The organism is Frigoribacterium sp. VKM Ac-2530 (assembly GCF_015350835.1).
Taxonomy (GTDB): Bacteria; Actinomycetota; Actinomycetes; order Actinomycetales; family Microbacteriaceae; genus Frigoribacterium.
In genome coordinates, this window is the sequence record NZ_JADKSE010000001.1 from 1471078 (window position 1) to 1486459 (window position 15382).

21 protein-coding genes are annotated in these 15382 nt (G+C 66.8%); 11 read left to right on the plus strand and 10 right to left on the minus strand.

Annotation, left to right across the window (positions count from 1 at the left end; genetic code table 11):
• The first annotated feature begins 11 nt into the window (after positions 1–11).
• Positions 12–509, plus strand: coding sequence for a DUF2231 domain-containing protein (locus ITJ48_RS06980; RefSeq protein ID WP_194612930.1), 498 nt, complete (start codon positions 12–14; stop codon positions 507–509).
• A 57-nt stretch (positions 510–566) separates the two neighbouring features.
• Here the strand turns inward: ITJ48_RS06980 and ITJ48_RS06985 are convergent, their stop codons facing one another.
• Positions 567–908 carry an ASCH domain-containing protein gene (locus ITJ48_RS06985; RefSeq protein WP_194612931.1) on the minus strand — a complete coding sequence of 114 codons (342 nt, stop codon included), beginning with the start codon at positions 906–908 and terminating at the stop codon, positions 567–569.
• Between the two features lie 260 nt (positions 909–1168).
• Positions 1169–1588 (minus strand): ATP-dependent DNA ligase, encoded by a 420-nt coding sequence (locus ITJ48_RS06990; protein WP_192042614.1) that lies wholly within the window; start codon positions 1586–1588, stop codon positions 1169–1171.
• 184 nt (positions 1589–1772) lie between these two features.
• On the opposite strand from ITJ48_RS06990, the gene ITJ48_RS06995 reads away from it, so the two are divergent.
• On the plus strand, positions 1773–2138 hold the full coding sequence (locus tag ITJ48_RS06995; protein WP_192042613.1) for a hypothetical protein: 366 nt from the start codon (positions 1773–1775) through the stop codon (positions 2136–2138).
• A 90-nt stretch (positions 2139–2228) separates the two neighbouring features.
• Here the strand turns inward: ITJ48_RS06995 and ITJ48_RS07000 are convergent, their stop codons facing one another.
• Positions 2229–2675 carry a MarR family winged helix-turn-helix transcriptional regulator gene (locus ITJ48_RS07000; protein WP_192042612.1) on the minus strand — a complete coding sequence of 149 codons (447 nt, stop codon included), beginning with the start codon at positions 2673–2675 and terminating at the stop codon, positions 2229–2231.
• A gap of 59 nt (positions 2676–2734) precedes the next feature.
• Here ITJ48_RS07000 and ITJ48_RS07005 point away from each other — a divergent pair, with 59 nt between their 5' ends.
• Positions 2735–3469, plus strand: a complete 735-nt coding sequence (locus ITJ48_RS07005; protein ID WP_194612932.1) for an SDR family NAD(P)-dependent oxidoreductase — start codon at positions 2735–2737, stop codon at positions 3467–3469.
• An 83-nt stretch (positions 3470–3552) separates the two neighbouring features.
• Here the strand turns inward: ITJ48_RS07005 and ITJ48_RS07010 are convergent, their stop codons facing one another.
• A complete protein-coding gene (locus ITJ48_RS07010; RefSeq protein WP_228506220.1) occupies positions 3553–4425 on the minus strand; it encodes an SDR family NAD(P)-dependent oxidoreductase in 873 nt (290 codons plus the stop codon).
• Here ITJ48_RS07010 and ITJ48_RS07015 point away from each other — a divergent pair.
• Together ITJ48_RS07015 and ITJ48_RS07020 are read left to right on the plus strand one after the other, a co-directional pair.
• Positions 4424–5281, plus strand: coding sequence for a helix-turn-helix transcriptional regulator (locus ITJ48_RS07015; protein WP_194612934.1), 858 nt, complete (start codon positions 4424–4426; stop codon positions 5279–5281). The two genes, ITJ48_RS07010 and ITJ48_RS07015, sit on opposite strands and share 2 nt — an antisense overlap.
• Positions 5282–5400: 119 nt before the next feature.
• The gene (locus ITJ48_RS07020; RefSeq protein WP_194612935.1) at positions 5401–5940 is read left to right on the plus strand and encodes a hypothetical protein; all 540 of its coding nucleotides are present in this window, start codon (positions 5401–5403) and stop codon (positions 5938–5940) included.
• A 118-nt stretch (positions 5941–6058) separates the two neighbouring features.
• Here the strand turns inward: ITJ48_RS07020 and ITJ48_RS07025 are convergent, their stop codons facing one another.
• On the minus strand, positions 6059–6442 hold the full coding sequence (locus ITJ48_RS07025) for a hypothetical protein (RefSeq protein WP_194612936.1): 384 nt from the start codon (positions 6440–6442) through the stop codon (positions 6059–6061).
• A gap of 94 nt (positions 6443–6536) precedes the next feature.
• Between ITJ48_RS07025 and ITJ48_RS07030 the strand changes: the two genes are divergently transcribed.
• On the plus strand, positions 6537–7220 hold the full coding sequence (locus ITJ48_RS07030) for a TlpA disulfide reductase family protein (RefSeq protein ID WP_194612937.1): 684 nt from the start codon (positions 6537–6539) through the stop codon (positions 7218–7220).
• 105 nt (positions 7221–7325) lie between these two features.
• Here ITJ48_RS07030 and ITJ48_RS07035 read toward each other — a convergent pair whose 3' ends face one another.
• Complete coding sequence (locus ITJ48_RS07035; RefSeq protein ID WP_228506221.1) at positions 7326–7592, minus strand: hypothetical protein; 267 nt, start codon at positions 7590–7592, stop codon at positions 7326–7328.
• A gap of 170 nt (positions 7593–7762) precedes the next feature.
• Between ITJ48_RS07035 and ITJ48_RS07040 the strand changes: the two genes are divergently transcribed.
• Together ITJ48_RS07040 and ITJ48_RS07045 are read left to right on the plus strand one after the other, a co-directional pair.
• The gene (locus tag ITJ48_RS07040; RefSeq protein WP_194612939.1) at positions 7763–8218 is read left to right on the plus strand and encodes a hypothetical protein; all 456 of its coding nucleotides are present in this window, start codon (positions 7763–7765) and stop codon (positions 8216–8218) included.
• Positions 8219–8376: 158 nt separating this feature from the next.
• Positions 8377–9003, plus strand: a complete 627-nt coding sequence (locus ITJ48_RS07045; protein WP_194612940.1) for a DUF6226 family protein — start codon at positions 8377–8379, stop codon at positions 9001–9003.
• A gap of 141 nt (positions 9004–9144) precedes the next feature.
• On the opposite strand, the gene ITJ48_RS07050 is transcribed toward ITJ48_RS07045, so the two are convergent.
• Positions 9145–10200, minus strand: coding sequence for an amidohydrolase family protein (locus ITJ48_RS07050; RefSeq protein ID WP_194612941.1), 1056 nt, complete (start codon positions 10198–10200; stop codon positions 9145–9147).
• A 32-nt stretch (positions 10201–10232) separates the two neighbouring features.
• Positions 10233–11303 carry a hypothetical protein gene (locus ITJ48_RS07055; protein WP_194612942.1) on the minus strand — a complete coding sequence of 357 codons (1071 nt, stop codon included), beginning with the start codon at positions 11301–11303 and terminating at the stop codon, positions 10233–10235.
• Positions 11304–11513: 210 nt separating this feature from the next.
• Between ITJ48_RS07055 and ITJ48_RS07060 the strand changes: the two genes are divergently transcribed.
• Positions 11514–12146 carry a TetR/AcrR family transcriptional regulator gene (locus tag ITJ48_RS07060; RefSeq protein ID WP_194612943.1) on the plus strand — a complete coding sequence of 211 codons (633 nt, stop codon included), beginning with the start codon at positions 11514–11516 and terminating at the stop codon, positions 12144–12146.
• 49 nt (positions 12147–12195) lie between these two features.
• On the opposite strand, the gene ITJ48_RS07065 is transcribed toward ITJ48_RS07060, so the two are convergent.
• Positions 12196–12861: an SDR family oxidoreductase gene (locus tag ITJ48_RS07065; RefSeq protein WP_194612944.1), complete on the minus strand. Its 666-nt coding sequence runs from the start codon at positions 12859–12861 to the stop codon at positions 12196–12198.
• Positions 12862–12978: 117 nt separating this feature from the next.
• Between ITJ48_RS07065 and ITJ48_RS07070 the strand changes: the two genes are divergently transcribed.
• Positions 12979–13542, plus strand: a complete 564-nt coding sequence (locus ITJ48_RS07070; RefSeq protein ID WP_194612945.1) for a TetR/AcrR family transcriptional regulator — start codon at positions 12979–12981, stop codon at positions 13540–13542.
• Positions 13543–13737: 195 nt separating this feature from the next.
• A complete protein-coding gene (locus ITJ48_RS07075; RefSeq protein WP_054145818.1) occupies positions 13738–14181 on the plus strand; it encodes a hypothetical protein in 444 nt (147 codons plus the stop codon).
• A 32-nt stretch (positions 14182–14213) separates the two neighbouring features.
• On the opposite strand, the gene ITJ48_RS07080 is transcribed toward ITJ48_RS07075, so the two are convergent.
• A complete protein-coding gene (locus ITJ48_RS07080; RefSeq protein WP_043594582.1) occupies positions 14214–15362 on the minus strand; it encodes a TDT family transporter in 1149 nt (382 codons plus the stop codon).
• Positions 15363–15382: the final 20 nt, after the last annotated feature.

Below are 15382 nucleotides of genomic sequence, written 5' to 3' on the forward strand. Positions count from 1 at the left end.
AAGAAGACCCCATGGACTGGCAGATCAACGGCCTCCCGATGCACCCGCTCATCGTCCACCTCGTCACCGTCGCGTTCCCGACGGCGTCCCTGCTCGTCCTCGTCGGGGCGTTCTGGCCCGCCCTGCGCCGACGGCTCGGAGTCATCACCCCCCTGATCGCCCTGGTGTCGCTGATCGCCGTGCCCCTCGCCACCTCGTCCGGCGAGTCGCTGGAGGAGCGGGTCGGCACGAGCGCACTGCTCGAAGCCCACACGCAGCTGGGCGACACCCTGCTGCCCTGGGCGATCGCAGTGGTCGTCGTGGCCGTGGCCCAGTGGGCCTGGCAGCACTGGGTGCTGACGCCCGAGAAGCAACGTCCCCGTCCGGCCGTCCGGGGCAGCGCCCGACTGATCGTCGGCGCCCTGCTGACGGTCCTGGCCGTCGGGACGAGCATCGGGGGGATCGTCACGACGGTCCGGATCGGCGACTCCGGCGCGAAGGCCGTGTGGTCCGACTCCTCCCAGAGCTGACAGGGCTGTGGCGGTGTTCGCCGGGTGGCGCGACCACGACGTCCCGGCGGTGGATGCCTATCGCGTCGGCGTCGCCACGGTGAGCTCGGCGACCTCGACGACTGCGTCGTCGGGCATGTCCGGGTACCAGTTCTCCCGGAGCTGCTCGGCGAAGAGCGCCATGTCCGTCCCTGCGGGCTGTCGCGCCTGCTCGGCGGTGAGCTCGTCGAGACGATGGCGCCGCACCGCGGTGACGTGCCCGGCGAGGGGCGGGGCGGTGGGGTGCTCGTCGAAGACGAACGTCGACGCTCCGACCCGGACTGACTCGCCCCACCGGACCGTCGTCACCTTCTCGCCGCTGACGATCGCGTCGTAGTGCTGCCGGTGGAAGTGGATGATCTGGCGCGCTCCGTCGGTCATCCGACCAGCCTGCCCCTTCCGGCCCGTCATCCACCTGTGCCACGGACCGCGTGGCGCTCGTCCGATCCGGATGAGACGGGGCCGCAGAGGCTGGCGCGTCCGCGTCTGCCACGTGTCGAACTCACGACGCAAAGCGGCATCGTCGCCGTAGATCTGCCAGGCGTCGTCCTGTCCGAGCTCGATGCCGAGCCTGCGACGCTGAGTCCGGTTCAGGAACTGCTGCTTGAAGGTCGCGAACTCGACGTCGACGCTGCCGGACGTCACGACGACAGCTCGGCGGAGGCCCGCACTCGAGTGGCGGTGGTCCGGTCGCGTCCCCCGCCGTCCGTCGGGGCGATGACCGTGCCTCGGGGCTGGGAGTACTTCCTCGGAGCCAGGCTCGGGACGTCCCCGGCCTCGGTGGTGACGACGAGCCCCCGGGAGCTCTCCGCCGAGTCCGCCAGTTCGCGCAGCCATGTCTCGTTGATGACCGGTACACGGCTGCCGTCGAACTTGAAGTAGATGAGCACCTGCGGGTGCATCCAGATCGCGCTCCGTCCCGAGCCGGCCTCGACGCTGTCCTTCCAGGACATGAGGAACGCCTCGCCGCGGCGGAGCTTGTTGACGATGACGATCTGGAGGTGCGTCAGGGTGCGGTCGTCCACGACGACCACGAGCCCGTCGTAGCTGATGGAACCCATGGGGTGGCCCGTCCAGACCACCGATGTGGATGAGATCGTGCACCGTTTCCCGACGCATCCGGGGCCTGGGGATGCCTCATGAACATTCGATCAACGCTCGGTACGCGCGACTCTATCCGCTGCGGGCCCTGCCACAAGAGGCTGCCCCCGCAGCCCTGCCAGCGTGACGTGACACGATCGCATCATGAGACGCGAAGTCGTGCACGAGGGGTCGCCCACGAGCATCGTCGTCGCGGCCATGACCGGGGTCGTCCTCCTCGGCGTTCCCCTCGCGTTCGTCGGCTGGTACGTCGTGGCGATCGGGTCCATGGCGTTCGCCGGTTGCAGCTCACGACCGGGCAGCTGCAACTATGCCCTCGGCAGCGGGACCCTGCAGGGCTACCCGTTCCTCGCCGGGCTCATCGTCCTGGTCTGCGCCGTGGGCATCTGGGTGCTCCGTGACCGCGTCCGCCCCTCCCGCCTCGTCGGCCTCGCCTTCGGTGCACTGCTCGCGCTGGGCGCTCTCATCGTGGCCTCTGCTGCTCTGGTGACCCATGCCGCGTCCGCGTGAAGCCGCCCGAGTTCGTCCTCCGGGCATCCCGCGATGTCCATCGACGGCAAGCGCGCCACGGTCCCTGCCTGCTTGCCCTCGCGAGACCGCCTACTGAGACGATGGTCGGTCGACTGAAAGTCGTTCCAGAGCGTGCATCAGCGTCGCGTGCTCGAGGCCCTCGGTGCGTTGCAGCAGGTGTTCTCGGACCGCGGCGGCGTGGATCGGTCGCGCGATCCGGACCAGGTTCGCTCCCTCGTCCAGGACTCTGACGAGAACGCCACCGTCGACCGCGCTGCGACTGACGAGTCCACGGCTCTCCATGCGCGTGAGCTGGTGAGAGAGGCGACTGCGATCCCACTGCAACAGACCGCCGAGATCGTTCTGGCGAAGCTCCCCGCCACCCATCTCGACCAGTCGGGTCAAGATGCCGAAGTCTTGATCGGACAACCCCGAGCCCGCCTTGATGTCCTCGGCCACACGCTGCCGCACCATGTCGGCGGCGACCTTCCACGCATGCCACAGATCCTGTTCCTGTTCCGTGAGGGGTGCGGTCATGCGTCGAACCTACCGGCCGTGGTGTTGACGCGTCAACGCGGTAGGTCCATGCTGTTGACATGACAACACACAGCATGAAGAAGGTCGCTCTCATCTCCGGCGGAAACAGAGGCATCGGCATCGCGATCGTGCGGGGCCTCGCCTCGAAAGGCTTCATCGTCCTGCTAGGCGCGAGGAGCATCGGCGCCGGCGAGGAAGCAGCGGCATCACTGGACGGTGACGTTCGCCCCGTCGTCCTCGACGTCACCCAGCAGGATCAGGTCGACGCTCTCGCCGCGGATGTCTCGGACGAGTTCGGGCACCTCGACGTGCTGGTGAACAACGCCGGCGTCAGCACCCTCACCTTCCACCCCATGGACCACCTGCCCAGGCCGACCGAGGAGACGGTCGACGACATCAGGAACGTGTACGAGGTCAACGTGTTCGGCGTCGTCCGGATGATGACCGCGTTCCTGCCTCTCCTCACGAAGGCGGACGCACCGCGGGTGGTCAACGTCACGAGCAAGCGCGGGTCCATCGGCGAGGAGGGCGCTTGGGCGGGGCAGCCGTCGATGGCGTACTCGAGTTCGAAGACAGCCCTCAACGCCCTGACGGTGCACTACGCCCGGCAGTTCGCCGACACGTCGTTGAAGATCAACGGCGCCGCCCCAGGACACGTCGCCACCGACTTCAACGACTTCCGTGGCACCCGGACGCCCGACGAAGGCGCCGCCGCCGCCATCCGCCTGGCCACCCTCCCCACGGCCGGCCCGACCGGCGCGGTCTTCGAGGACGATCAGCAGCTCGCGTGGTGAACGGCCGATGACCGATCGCCTGGCCGACGTTTCTCCTGTCGGTGACGACCGAAGGCGCGTCTGACACGTGAACGGCCCCGGCCTCAGGCGCCGGCGCCGCCGTCGACGGGCACGATGGCACCCGTCACGGCCGAGGCACGATCGCTCAGGAAGAATGCGGCTACCTCGGCGACTTCGAGGGCGGTCGCCATGCGGCCCATCGGGCTGGCCGCGTTGTTGGCGTCGATGATCCCCGGGGCCTTCTTCTCCCACTCGTCCATCATCTCCGTCGCCGTTCCGCCGGGCATGAGCCCGTTCACACGGATGCCCTCGGCAGCCCAGGTGACCGCCGCCGTCTCCGTGATGCTGTTCAACGCCCTCTTCATGGCCCCGTACGCCGGCAGCGGCGGCACGCCACGGCGACTGCCGATGCTGGACGTGTTGACGATCGCGCCGCCGCCGGTCTTCCGCATGAGGGCTGCTTCGGCGACCATCGCGACCCAGTGTGCACGGAAGTTCACGGCGAACTGCTCGTCGATGTCGTCATCGGACGTGGTGTCGAGTGGGCCGATTCCTTGCTGGTTGATTCCTCCGTTGTTGAATGCCCCGTCGAGGCGCCCGTGGCGTTCCTCGACTCGCTCGACGGCCGCACGGATGCTGGCCCGGTCGGCGAGGTCCATCGCGACGGCGTCAGCCGTGCCGCCTTGGGTGCGGATCTCGTCGACGAGGGCGTCGAGCGCCCCCGTGCCGCGGGCAGCGAGCACGACGGATGCGCCCTCTCGAGCGAAGAGACGGCTGGCCGCGGCGCCGATGCCGCGGCTGGCTCCGGTGATGAAGATGACCTTCCCGGTCAGCAGGCCGACCGGCGTGTTCTCGTTGTTGTTCGTCATGTGATGAGCGTCTTCGCCTCGGGAATCCGCATCCAGGCACAAACGGTACGAGGGTCCGCGGCCTGACCGGGCGGAGAATGGCGGCATGGACAAGGGTGAGCTCGCAGCTTTTCTCCGGAGTCGCCGCGAGCGTCTCCGCCCCCAAGACGTCGGCCTCTCGTCCGGGTCTCGGCGGAGGACTCCAGGTCTTCGGCGTGAGGAGGTCGCCGTCCTCGCCCACGTCTCGACCGAGTACTACGCCCGACTCGAACAGGGCCGTGCGCCTCGGCCCTCAGACGTCGTCCTCGCAGGCATCGCGGGCGCACTGCGTCTCACCCCCGAGGAGTCCGACCACCTGCACCGGCTGGCCGGCACCGCCCCCACTCCGACGGGACTGCACAGTCGCGACGTACGGCCGAGCATCCTGACCCTGCTCGAACGGCTCCCCCACACCGCCGGGATCGTCCTCTCGGCCACCTTCGAGGTGCTCGCCTGGAACGACCTGGCGGCAGCTCTCATGGAAGACTTCGCCCAGCTCGCGCCTCGCGATCGCAACCTCGCGAGGAAGACATTCCTCCACGATGGGCAACCGTCAGAGGAGATCTACGGCATCTCCGACGAGGTCGCATTCCGGGAGGGTGTCGTGACTCAACTCCGCAGTGCCCAGGCCGTCTACCCATCAGACCCGAGCGTCCGCGAACTCATCGACGACCTCCACGCCGGCAGCGCAGAGTTCGGACGACTCTGGGAGCGACACGACGTCCAAACGCCACCGCCCCTGCAGAAGACCTTCCGCCGCACACCGGCCGGGCCGATCACCGTCAACTGCGATTCCCTCGCCATCACCGAACGGGACCAACACCTCGTGCTCTACACCGCACCAGCAGGCTCCCGAGACGCTGAGAACCTCGCCTTGCTGGAAGTCATCGGCTCCGAGACCCTCGTCGAGCCGCAGGGCACCTGAACGGCCCATCCAAGCTGAGGCTCTGAGAGATCGACGAACATCGCGGCCGAGTCTCGATGGCCGATCCCCTAACGGGCGCATTGCCAGAGGTGACCTTGAGTTGTGGCACGCTTGCCGGCGTGAGCGAAGTTGTGCCCTCAGAAGTGGATGATGGGTTCTATGGCCCGAGACATCGGCGTCCGGACAGCACTCGCCACCGTTCGGGCCCCTGGACGCGCGCCTGGCATCTCTCGGTCTACGCCGGGGCCGCTCTAGTAGCGCTGGTCGTCGCTTTAATTCTCGCCTCAGCCGTCCACGACTCGACTCAGGCGCATGTGGCAGGCACGTTCACCGAGGAGAGCTGCGAAGGCGATGGCCGGTACGGCTGCCAAAGCGTCGGCACGTGGACGAGCGACGACGGTGAATTGACCTACCGCAGCGTCGGACTCGACGGGGCAGTGGGAAGGAACGGCACCTCGCGTTCTTACGCGATACCGGATGCCATCCTCGGTGGCACCGACACCGTCCACGACAGCGCCAGCAGCCCCCTCATCGGAATCCTCGTCGCCACCACCCTGCTCGTCGTGCTCGCTCTCGGAGTCCTGCGTGCAGCCGAGAAATGGGGCGACTTAGTGCGTCTGAAGAATTCGTGGAGACGCCGCAAAGGGTCCAGGCCCTGACTCGGACCGAGGAGACAATCGACAGACGCCTCGCCTCCCGAGAGATGCCCGCGACTACGAACGAGCTTGCCCGGTCGCCGATCGGCAAGTGGCACGCTGAAGCTGGTCAGGCGAGTCCCTAACGTGGGTCCCAGTGCACCGACCAGAACGCGTCGATCCGTTCCCGGTCGGTCCACCAGGTGACATCGACCTCACGGGTCAGCGCGTCGATGAGGCCCCCCTCTTCGCCAGGCACTCGACTGTCAGTAACCCAATCACTCATGACGAACCGGCCCGCCGCGTCGAAGATCTGGTCGGGGCCGTCCCAAAACTCCAATTCATAGAAGTCGAGACCACCAGTCTCTGTCCTGTAGCTGTGGGCTACCACGGTCGTTCCCGCAGCAGGTCCTGAGCCAATTGTGCCGACGATGCCATGCTGATCCCAGTCCACAAGCTTCGGAACCCTGGGATCGACCTCCTCGCGCGGAGGTGTGATTGAAGAGCGTTTAGGCCAGAGCCGCATGAACGAATGTTGTCACGGACAGTCGCGCCGGGCTGCCCAAGGGCACTACCAGCCAACGTCAGCCAGCGTCTCCCTGGCGGTCAACCGATCACCGATGACCGATCGCCTATGGCGTCGCCCGGGCCACGGGACCAACATCCCCAATTCGACACTGCTCGCGCGCAGCTTGACCGAGTTATCCTCACGCGTGCGCACACGTCGACTCCTGGCTTTCTCGGCCCTTTTCCTGGCCACCAGCGCGGCCGTGGCTGGGTGCACCTCATCGTCGGGAATCGAACAGCAGTGGGGTGACGGTAAGGGATACATCTCAGCCGACCAGGTCGTGACCGAGATCGCTCCCGAAGACCGCGGCGCCCCAATCGAGTTCGATTCCGAGCTCAGCGACGGCACGAAGATCACTGCGGCTGATTACCAGGGCAAGGTCGCCGTTCTCAACTTCTGGTTCGCCGGGTGCGTCCCGTGCCGAATGGAAGCGACCGACCTTCAAACGGTGAGCGAGGACGTGGCCGACGATGCTGCGTTCCTGGGCGTCAACGTCAGGGACCAGCCCGACACTGCTGACGCCTTCACCCGACAATTCGACGTCACCTACCCGACCGCCATCGACGCGAACACCGGCAGCGTCCAGCTCGCATTCGCCGGTAAGACGGCCCCAAATGCGACCCCGGCGACCTTCGTCCTCGACCCTGAGGGCCGCGTGAGCGCTCGAGTCCTAGGAGCCGTCGAGCCTTCGATCCTGCGGGCACTTGTCAAGACCGCGTCCGCAACACCTGAGTGAACCGGGCGGCACCCGCCCCTTCTGCGCGATGCTTGGCGGCAAAAGCGCCACACCCATAGCCGATCGGCTATCGGGCATTCGACCCGAACTTGCTCATCAGGGCGCCTAGTCGAGAAGTACGACGAATTCCGGGCCGAGCTCAGCTTGCAGGTCTCGAGCCAATCGAGCCGCCCACCGGTCGTGGCTAGGAGACTGACGCATCTCGTGGGTGTGCCACCACTCAGTCCAGTCGTAGAGCTGCTGCGTCAGCCGTGCAGAAAGCCCGTACTCCTCGGGCGAGAAGGTAGTTCGCGCATCGTCATTGAGCAGAATGTTCTCGCGAAGCGGCCACGACTGACCCTCGAAGAGGACGAGGGACACCTCTCTTGGCATGAGACCCAGTGTGCCGGACGCCGATTCGTCTATCGGACATTGACGCAGACCCCCTTCCCGGGCCGCCGGTCGTGCTGCGTAGCTCGTATTCTCGGGAGAGTTGGCGCACCTGGTCAGGGGATGCCCATGCCCGGGTGCAAGCCCTAGCCTCATGGAAAAGGGGAGTCCTCATGAGCGTCGACGTTGAGCGTCCGGTACGCGCGCAGCGGTCGGATGCGCGCGTCTTGGTCGGTACGGGAGCAGCGGTCGGCGCGGGCTGTGCGCTGCTTCTGCCCATCGTGTGGATCGTCGTGTGGGGTGCCTTCGCCGGGCTCGACGGCGCCGGGATCGCGGGATGGGTCGTGATCACGCTCGTCTACGCAGTTCCTGCTGCCGTGGTCTTCGCCCTCATCGGAGCGGTTGCCGGACTCGTCAGCGCGTCGCTGTTGCGGCAGCACCCCCGCTGGGGCAGATCGAGAAGCCAGACATCAGCGGTGTTGGCCACAGCAGCAGTTGTCGGCATCTCAGCAGGCCTGGCCCTCGGCCTCTTCTTCAGCGATTCCCCTTCCGGTGCCATCGTCGGACTCCTTGCCGCATCAGGTGCCGGCCTCACAGCGGGATTGAGCCTGCGCCGACTGGCCCGATGAGAGGCGCCGACCGTTCGGTAGCCGATCGGTCACCGACCACCGGCTGACGCTAGCCACTCCCCCGCAGCTACGGGGCGCCGGCTGTCTCGATAGGTCAGTCCGAAACTGATCTCGGTGAACGATCCCTCATCGGACGCAACCGCCGCTAGGTTCAGGGCGTGGAAATTCACGACGTGATAGCCGAAGTCACTCGGCGATTTACCGCGCACCCCTCAGGCGGCACGCGGTGGGACGACCCTCATGAGCACCTGGATATCGCTGACGAGGAGTACTCCCGAGTCAGCGAACCAGAGCGCTACGCCGTCGTGGGCGCCAGGGCCAGGTCGTGGATCGACGCTCTGGAGGGCCTGGAGCTCGGGACGGCCCAGAGCGTTGAAGCGCCGCCATGGGCGTACGGACCCACCGACTCCCGGGCCGTTCTCGTCACTCCCGTGAAAGCGGATGCACTGTCGATCTTGGTCGTCATGGGGTCGACGGAGGGCATCGAGGACGCAGTCGCGCTCGGCGTTGGTGATCCTGCAGTCCTGATCGGGATGGAGCCCTTCTGCGGCTGCGACGCATGCGACAGCGGGAGCGACAACCTGCTGACTGCGATCGACGACCTATTCATCGGCCTTATGAACGGAGAGTTCCTCTACGCCGAGGGCAAGGACTGGAAGCTGACTGTCGGCGTGAATGGTTGGTCCGCGTCCGGCTGGCAGGACTTCGATTCGCTTATCGACAAGGCTCGGTTAGGAACGAGTATCGGCCGCCTCATGATCGCCGGAGACCCCTGGCTCACCTGACACCAGGGCTCGTGCTCGCAACCGATCACGGACACCGACCACCGGCGGACGCTAGCCACTCCCCCGCAGCTACGGGGCGCCGGCTGTCTCGATAGGTCAGTCCAAAACTGATCTCGGTGAACGATCGTTTAGTGGGACGCCTCATCGAGCCAGACGGGGGAAGAGTACTTCGGCGGCGGATCGGTGCACTTCGCCCAGTCGTTCCGCATCTGGGCCGTCGTAGGTGGCCAGGCTGTGGTCGAAGCGGGCACGCCATTCCGGGTGGGCATAGGGGAAATCGCTGCCGTAGAGCACGTGTCCCGGCTCCGCGAACGCAAGGAGCGACGGTAGCGAGGTAGGTGTCGCGGACAACGCCGTGTCGAAGTAGAACTTGCGGAGGCCCGCTTGGATGCTCTCGGGGGTGATTCCGGGGTTGAACATGGCGGCGGCGCTGAATCGGTCGGCGGCGTAGGGCAGGAATCCACCGGCGTGCGAGAGGATCACGCGGAGTTCTGGGTGCCGGTCGAATACTCCGTGGGCGACGAGGTCGACGGCGGTTCGGGTGGTGTCGAAGGGGAAGTCCAGGAGCGCTGTGGGCATGCCTGGCAGTTCTGCCATTGGTGGTGCGGTGGGGTGTACGAAGACAACGGCTGAGCGTGCAGCGAGTTCGACCCAGAGTGGTTCGTAGGCGGGATCGCCGAGGTAACGGCCGTGCGCGTTCGACATGAGCAGGACGCCGTCGGCGTGGAGTTCGTCGAGTGCTCGGACAGCTTCGGTGACGGCGCCGTCGAAGTCCGGGAGCGGGAGTACGGCGAAGTGTCCGAAGCGGTCTGGTCGTTCTCTGATGAGTTCGGCCTGGTAGTCGTTCAGTTCGCGGGCGAGGTCGCGGGCCGCGGCGTCGTCGCCGAAGTGCACGCCCGGTGCGCTGATCGACAGCATGCCTGTCTCGATGCCCGCGTCGTCCATCATCGCGATCGCCGCCTCCGGGTCCCAGTCCGGCATTAGCCACCCGCCGACTGTCCGCGAACCGTGCCGAGCGGTGGTTCCCGCGCTTGGTGCCCACGGGTCCCACTGCGCAGTCCCACCGACGACAGCCGTCGGACTCGGCTGCGTACCGGCCCCTGCGCCGCTTATCATCGCCCGGTGTCCCGCTGAGGCCAACGCCTCGAAGTACCGGGGTGGGAGCAGGTGCTGGTGGACATCGATCTTGCCTGGCATGCGCTTCCTTCCGAATGTTCGATCACTGCCGTTCAGGGTGCCGAAGTCGTCGCGTGAGGTGTCGGGCTCGCGGTGACTGCGGTGAGCTCGGGGCCGGAACTCGACGGGGCGGTCGCAGTGGCAGCACCGGAGCCCGGACGAGGGCCACCCTGCTGTCGGGCCGCAGCCTCTCGCCGGTTCCGGATCAGCATCGCGATCAACGTGAGCAAGATGCCGCCGACGGCCCAGATGCCCAGCCGCATGATGGGGGCCGACATGGCAGCGCCGTCGAAGTACTGGATGGAACGCAGGAGGTCGAGAGCATCGCCTTGGGGGAACACGTAGTAGAGCGTCTGGAAGAAGTCGTTCAGGACATGAATGCCGAGGGGGCCACCGGAAGAGGTGTTGCCGAGGATCACCAGAGCCAGTGTCATAGCCAGTGCTGCGATCGTTCCGCCCAGAGCTGCGACGCCGGTCACGGCTCCTCCGATGGCCACTCCTGTCAGCCACAGGACTGCGAACACCGCTCCCGGATTCACGGTGACGGCTTCGAGGCCGGCATCGATCCACAGGGTGATCAGTCCCGCCAGCGCGGCCGTGTAGACGACGAGGACGACGCTGCGTTCGACGAACTTGGACGACGTGTCGACCGTGCCGAGGATACGTCCGAAGAGCGTCGCACCGAGCGCAGCACCGAGCCCGGCGAACAGGATCGCGTAGAACTCGATCGACCCGACGGGATCGTTACCCGGCAAGGGGGCGAGATCGGTGGTCTCGTTGGTGGTGCCGATGTTCGCCGCGATCGAGTCTCCAATGCCGGAGACGGCCTGACCGACTGCTCGCCCCCCACCGCTCGCGATGTACGTCGTGACGGCAGAGGACTCGGCCGGGGACTCACCCGGGGAGGGGAGAACGACTGCGCCGTCGACGTCTCGATCACGGACCGCCGTCTGGGCCTCCTCTGGGGACCCCACGACGGTGAGTTCCAAGGCGTCCTGCTGCTCGAGGGCGACGATCGTGGTCGCGTCGCCGGTGACGGCGAGTTCGACGTTGTTGGGTCGCGGGTGGCCGAAGGCGCTCGAGTAGCTCGTCAGCATCGCCATCGCGAGCAGGAGGATCGCCACTGCTCCGAGGATCAGGTTGCGGTGGCGGTGCGCGGAACCCGGCCCCTCCGACGTCAAGGAACCTCCGGCGACCGCCGCTTCGAATTCGGGATGCTGCGGAGCGTCTCCGTGTCGTGATGTCGATCCTGTCGCGTGCGTCATCATGTCCTTTACAGTTGTCCAGTAGATGACGAAAGTACATCAGTGGTCGTGTTCTGGCAAGATGGACACATGTCCGAAGCAGCGAGCGCGCAGCCAGCCGGGGTGCAGCGGGTGGACCCACGAGTCACCCGGACCCGCGCGGCCCTCGTCAGGGCGTTGACCGCCCTGGTCGCTGAATCGCCCAAGGGCGAGACGATCTCGATGAGCTCGGTCGCGCAGCGAGCAGGTCTTAGCCGGCAGGCGCTGCACAATCACTACGGCAACATCGGCGACCTCGCCACGGATGTATGGATCAGCCGATTGCTGGACGGCACCCGCCTGTCTCTCGACGAAGGTGCCGCGAACCTTCCCCAGGCCCTGACCGACGCCGTTCGGGAGGCCGGCATCGAACCGCTGCTCGCCGCAGGGCGAGCCGATCGCGAGTTCTTCGACAAGTTGCGGGCAATCCCCCGAGGTGAGCGAGTCACCGAGGTCCTCGCTGCCGCTGTCACCACGTGGCTGACGGACTCGGACGGCGACGCAAGCCGCCCGGGGATCTGTCTCACAGGCGAGGCGCGAGCCTTCGCCATCGGGGGAATGGTGGCGCTGGTCTCTCGTTGGCAGATGGCCGACGCTCCGCCGAGCACGGCCCAGCAGGTCGTCACGCTCCGGGCATTCGCGACCAGCGCTGCCGCAGCCGAGATCACGGCGCGACCCTCCTAGACACCCCGCGGCCCGTCCGGAGTGCTACTCCGGACGGGACGGGCTGGCGTCAGTGGTCGTATGCGACGTAGTGCAGCTGGTCGTCCCGTCGTTCGTCGTGGAGCTTGACGTAGGACTGGGCGATGACGTCCGGCTCCGCGTCGGGACGACCACCTCCGATGAGCGCGGTGATCGCTACGTGGGCGACGTAGACCCCCGTGCCCTCGAGGGCGCTGTGCAGGTTTAAGGTCCAGTTCCGAAGGCCCGCAGCGGCGATGTTGATGTTGCCGCGCGCAGGTGTCGGGGCCATCGGGCCGCCGCCGGTGGTGACCAGGATGGTTCCGGCGCCGGCGGCGATCATGTCGGGCAGGACGGCGCCGACGGCGGTGATCGCGCCACCGAGATAGAAGTCGATCTGCGGCTGGAGGTTCTCCATCGTCACCTCCAGGGCATCGACGGACTCCAACGTCGGATCGGCCGGCGAGAACTCGAGGATGTCGATCGGCCCGAGTGACTCACGGATCGAGCGGAGAGCGCTCGTGATCGTGGCGGGCTGACCGACGTCGGCGGTGAAGCCCCGCGCGGTGATGCCCTCAGCGGCCAGGGTCTGGGCGAGTGCATCGAGCCGGGTCTGATCGCGCGCAACGAGGGCCACGTCGAACCCTTTCCGGCCGAAGGCGCGAGCGATCTCCCGGCCCAGGCCGGGGCCTGCTCCGATGATGGTGATGAGGGGCATGGTTCGTCCTTTCGGGCCTACCGCTGGGCCCTCGCGTGCGGAGGCGGTAAGTTGAGATAGTCCTCAACTGGCGATCAGCTTAGATTGAGGCCGCCCTCAATTTCCCGTGGAGTTGCCGTGACTGCTGTGCCAGGCCTGCGTCGAGACGCCCAGGCGAACCGCGAGAAGCTGCGCGCGGCCGCCGTCGCGGTGTTCTCAAGGCGAGGGCTGTCCGCGCCCTTGGAGGACATCGCCCGAGAAGCGGGCGTGAGCATCGGGACGCTCTACAACCGGGTGGGGTCCCGTGAGGAGCTCATCGACGCCGTGGTGGACGACATCGCTGGCGAGAAGCTCAAAGTGCTCAGGGCGCTCGTGCTGGACGAGGTCTCTCCTCGCTCCCAGTTGGAGTCCTTCATCTCGGGGATGATCGATCTGCAGCTCAGTGATCCAGCTATGAACGACGCGATGCTGCGGCGGTACCCCGACGCAGTTCTCCTCATCAACGCGTGCGAGCGGTCGATGGCCTTGGGGGCGCAACTCGTGGAGGCCGCCCATGCCGACGGCGTTCTCTCACGCGAATTCACCCCCGATGATTTGATGACCGTGCTCTGGATGGCAGGAACGGCCAGCCGTGATCCCACCGCCCCTAAGGGCTGGCGCCGCATCGTGGACCGCAGCGTCTCGGCCGCTTGGGTCGACTGACTCCAGCCATCGCCATCTAGGAGTGCCGATCAAGGATCCCCTATCGGGCGCTCCAAGCACGCGCTTCTACAGGGCTGAACGTCGGCGCATGCTCGTGGTTGCATCAGGTTCGCGACCGCTTCGTGCAGCCACATCAGTCGGCGGCCGCCGACTCCCTTTTCCGTTTCGACGAACGAGTGAGCAGGAGAAAGCATCATGAGCAACACCGTCATCCATGACTTGGTTTCCGAGATGCTGAGTCAGCTTCCGTCCGGTGGAGGCATCGTGGCTGTGGATGGCGATGCTGGCGAGCATCTCTCGGACATGGGCAGTCAGTTAGCTCGGGAGATCAGCGCGAGAGGCCTCACGTCGTCGGTCCGATCATTCACGGGCGCAGACTTCGAGTCTTCACCCGCCGGCACGGACGTGCTGTTGGTCGTCGGCGAAGGCGCGTTGCAGCCTGGCGTCCGGACGCGGTGGAACTGGACTCTGTGGGTCGAAGCCTCCGGGGTGCGTGATCCGGCGAGCAACGACCGCAGTGCGGTGGCGTTCGAGAGCTACCGGTCGCGTGACGAGCCCAAGGGCGCCGCCTCGGCCATCGTCGACGTCAGTGACCCCGAGGCCTATCGCCGTGACTGGAACGACGCCTGTTCGATCTGAGCCACTCCCCCACGCACCCTCGTCGTCCGCGGTCAGGGCAGGGGACGGGGAGGCGCGAGGAGCGTTCCGCGTATGACGCTGCCGTGGAAGGTGCGCACGGCGACCGTGACCCAGGCCCCGACGAGCCCGATGTAGAACACGACCGCCAGTACCTGCAGCGCGACGAGTCCCGTGTGCAGGGCCAGACCGTTCAGGCCTGTCACGCAGGTGCCGACGGGGAAGGTGAACGACCACCAGGTGAGTGAGAACGGGAGCCCCTGGCGGATGGTGCGGCGGGTGATGGCCGATGCCAGTGCCGCCCACATCAGGGCGAATCCCAGAGTGGGCACACCGTAGACGAGCCCGAAGACGAACAGGGCGTGCGAGGTTCCCTGGTCGACGGCGAGGTGGGCGTTGCCACCGAGCAGGTTGGCCGCGGTGATCGACTGCCCCAGGGGGCCGAGGACGATCCAGAGGGTCGGGACCATGCCGGCCGGGCCGATCTTGTGCTGGGCCAGGCGTGACCAGATCAGCGTGATGATCACGATCGACGCCAGCAACGACAACCCGAACATCGCGTAGCACCCCCAGAGCATGTTCTGCCTGGCCTGCCCCGCGGGCAGGAAGGGCAGCAGCAGCGCACCGGTCGAGGCAGACACCATCGGGGGAACCACGGGCATGAGCCAGCCGCCGAACGCACTGTCGGGGGCCGTGTCGTGCCGGGTGAACGTCAGGTACGGGACCGCGATCGCGCTGACGAGGCCGAGCACCGTACCGATGGTCCACAACACCCAGTCGATGCCGACCGCCAGGGGCGTACCGAGGACGTCTCTGCCCAAGAGCAGGGTGCCCGCGCCGACGGTCAGCAGCGCCATGGGCGGTGCCCCGTAGAAGTGCGCCATCACCGGATTGAGTCGATGCCCCCGCGCGGTGGCTCGGTAACGCACCCAGTGCATGACGGTCGCCGTGCTGAGAGCGACCAACAACACGCTGGCCAGTGCCCAGACGATGGTCGCGGCAGGGCGCAGCCCCGGGAACTGCAACGGCAGGGTCGCCGCGGCGTTGGCGACGATGCCGGTCCCCATGATCGACGCGAACCAGTTCGGGGTCAGGTTCGACACGATCTGCCCGCGGTGCTCGAGCTGGCGGAACAGACCGTGCGTGCGGGGAGGGGCGACAGTCGGTGTGATCGCGGCAGGCATGCCTCGATCTTCGTACGTGC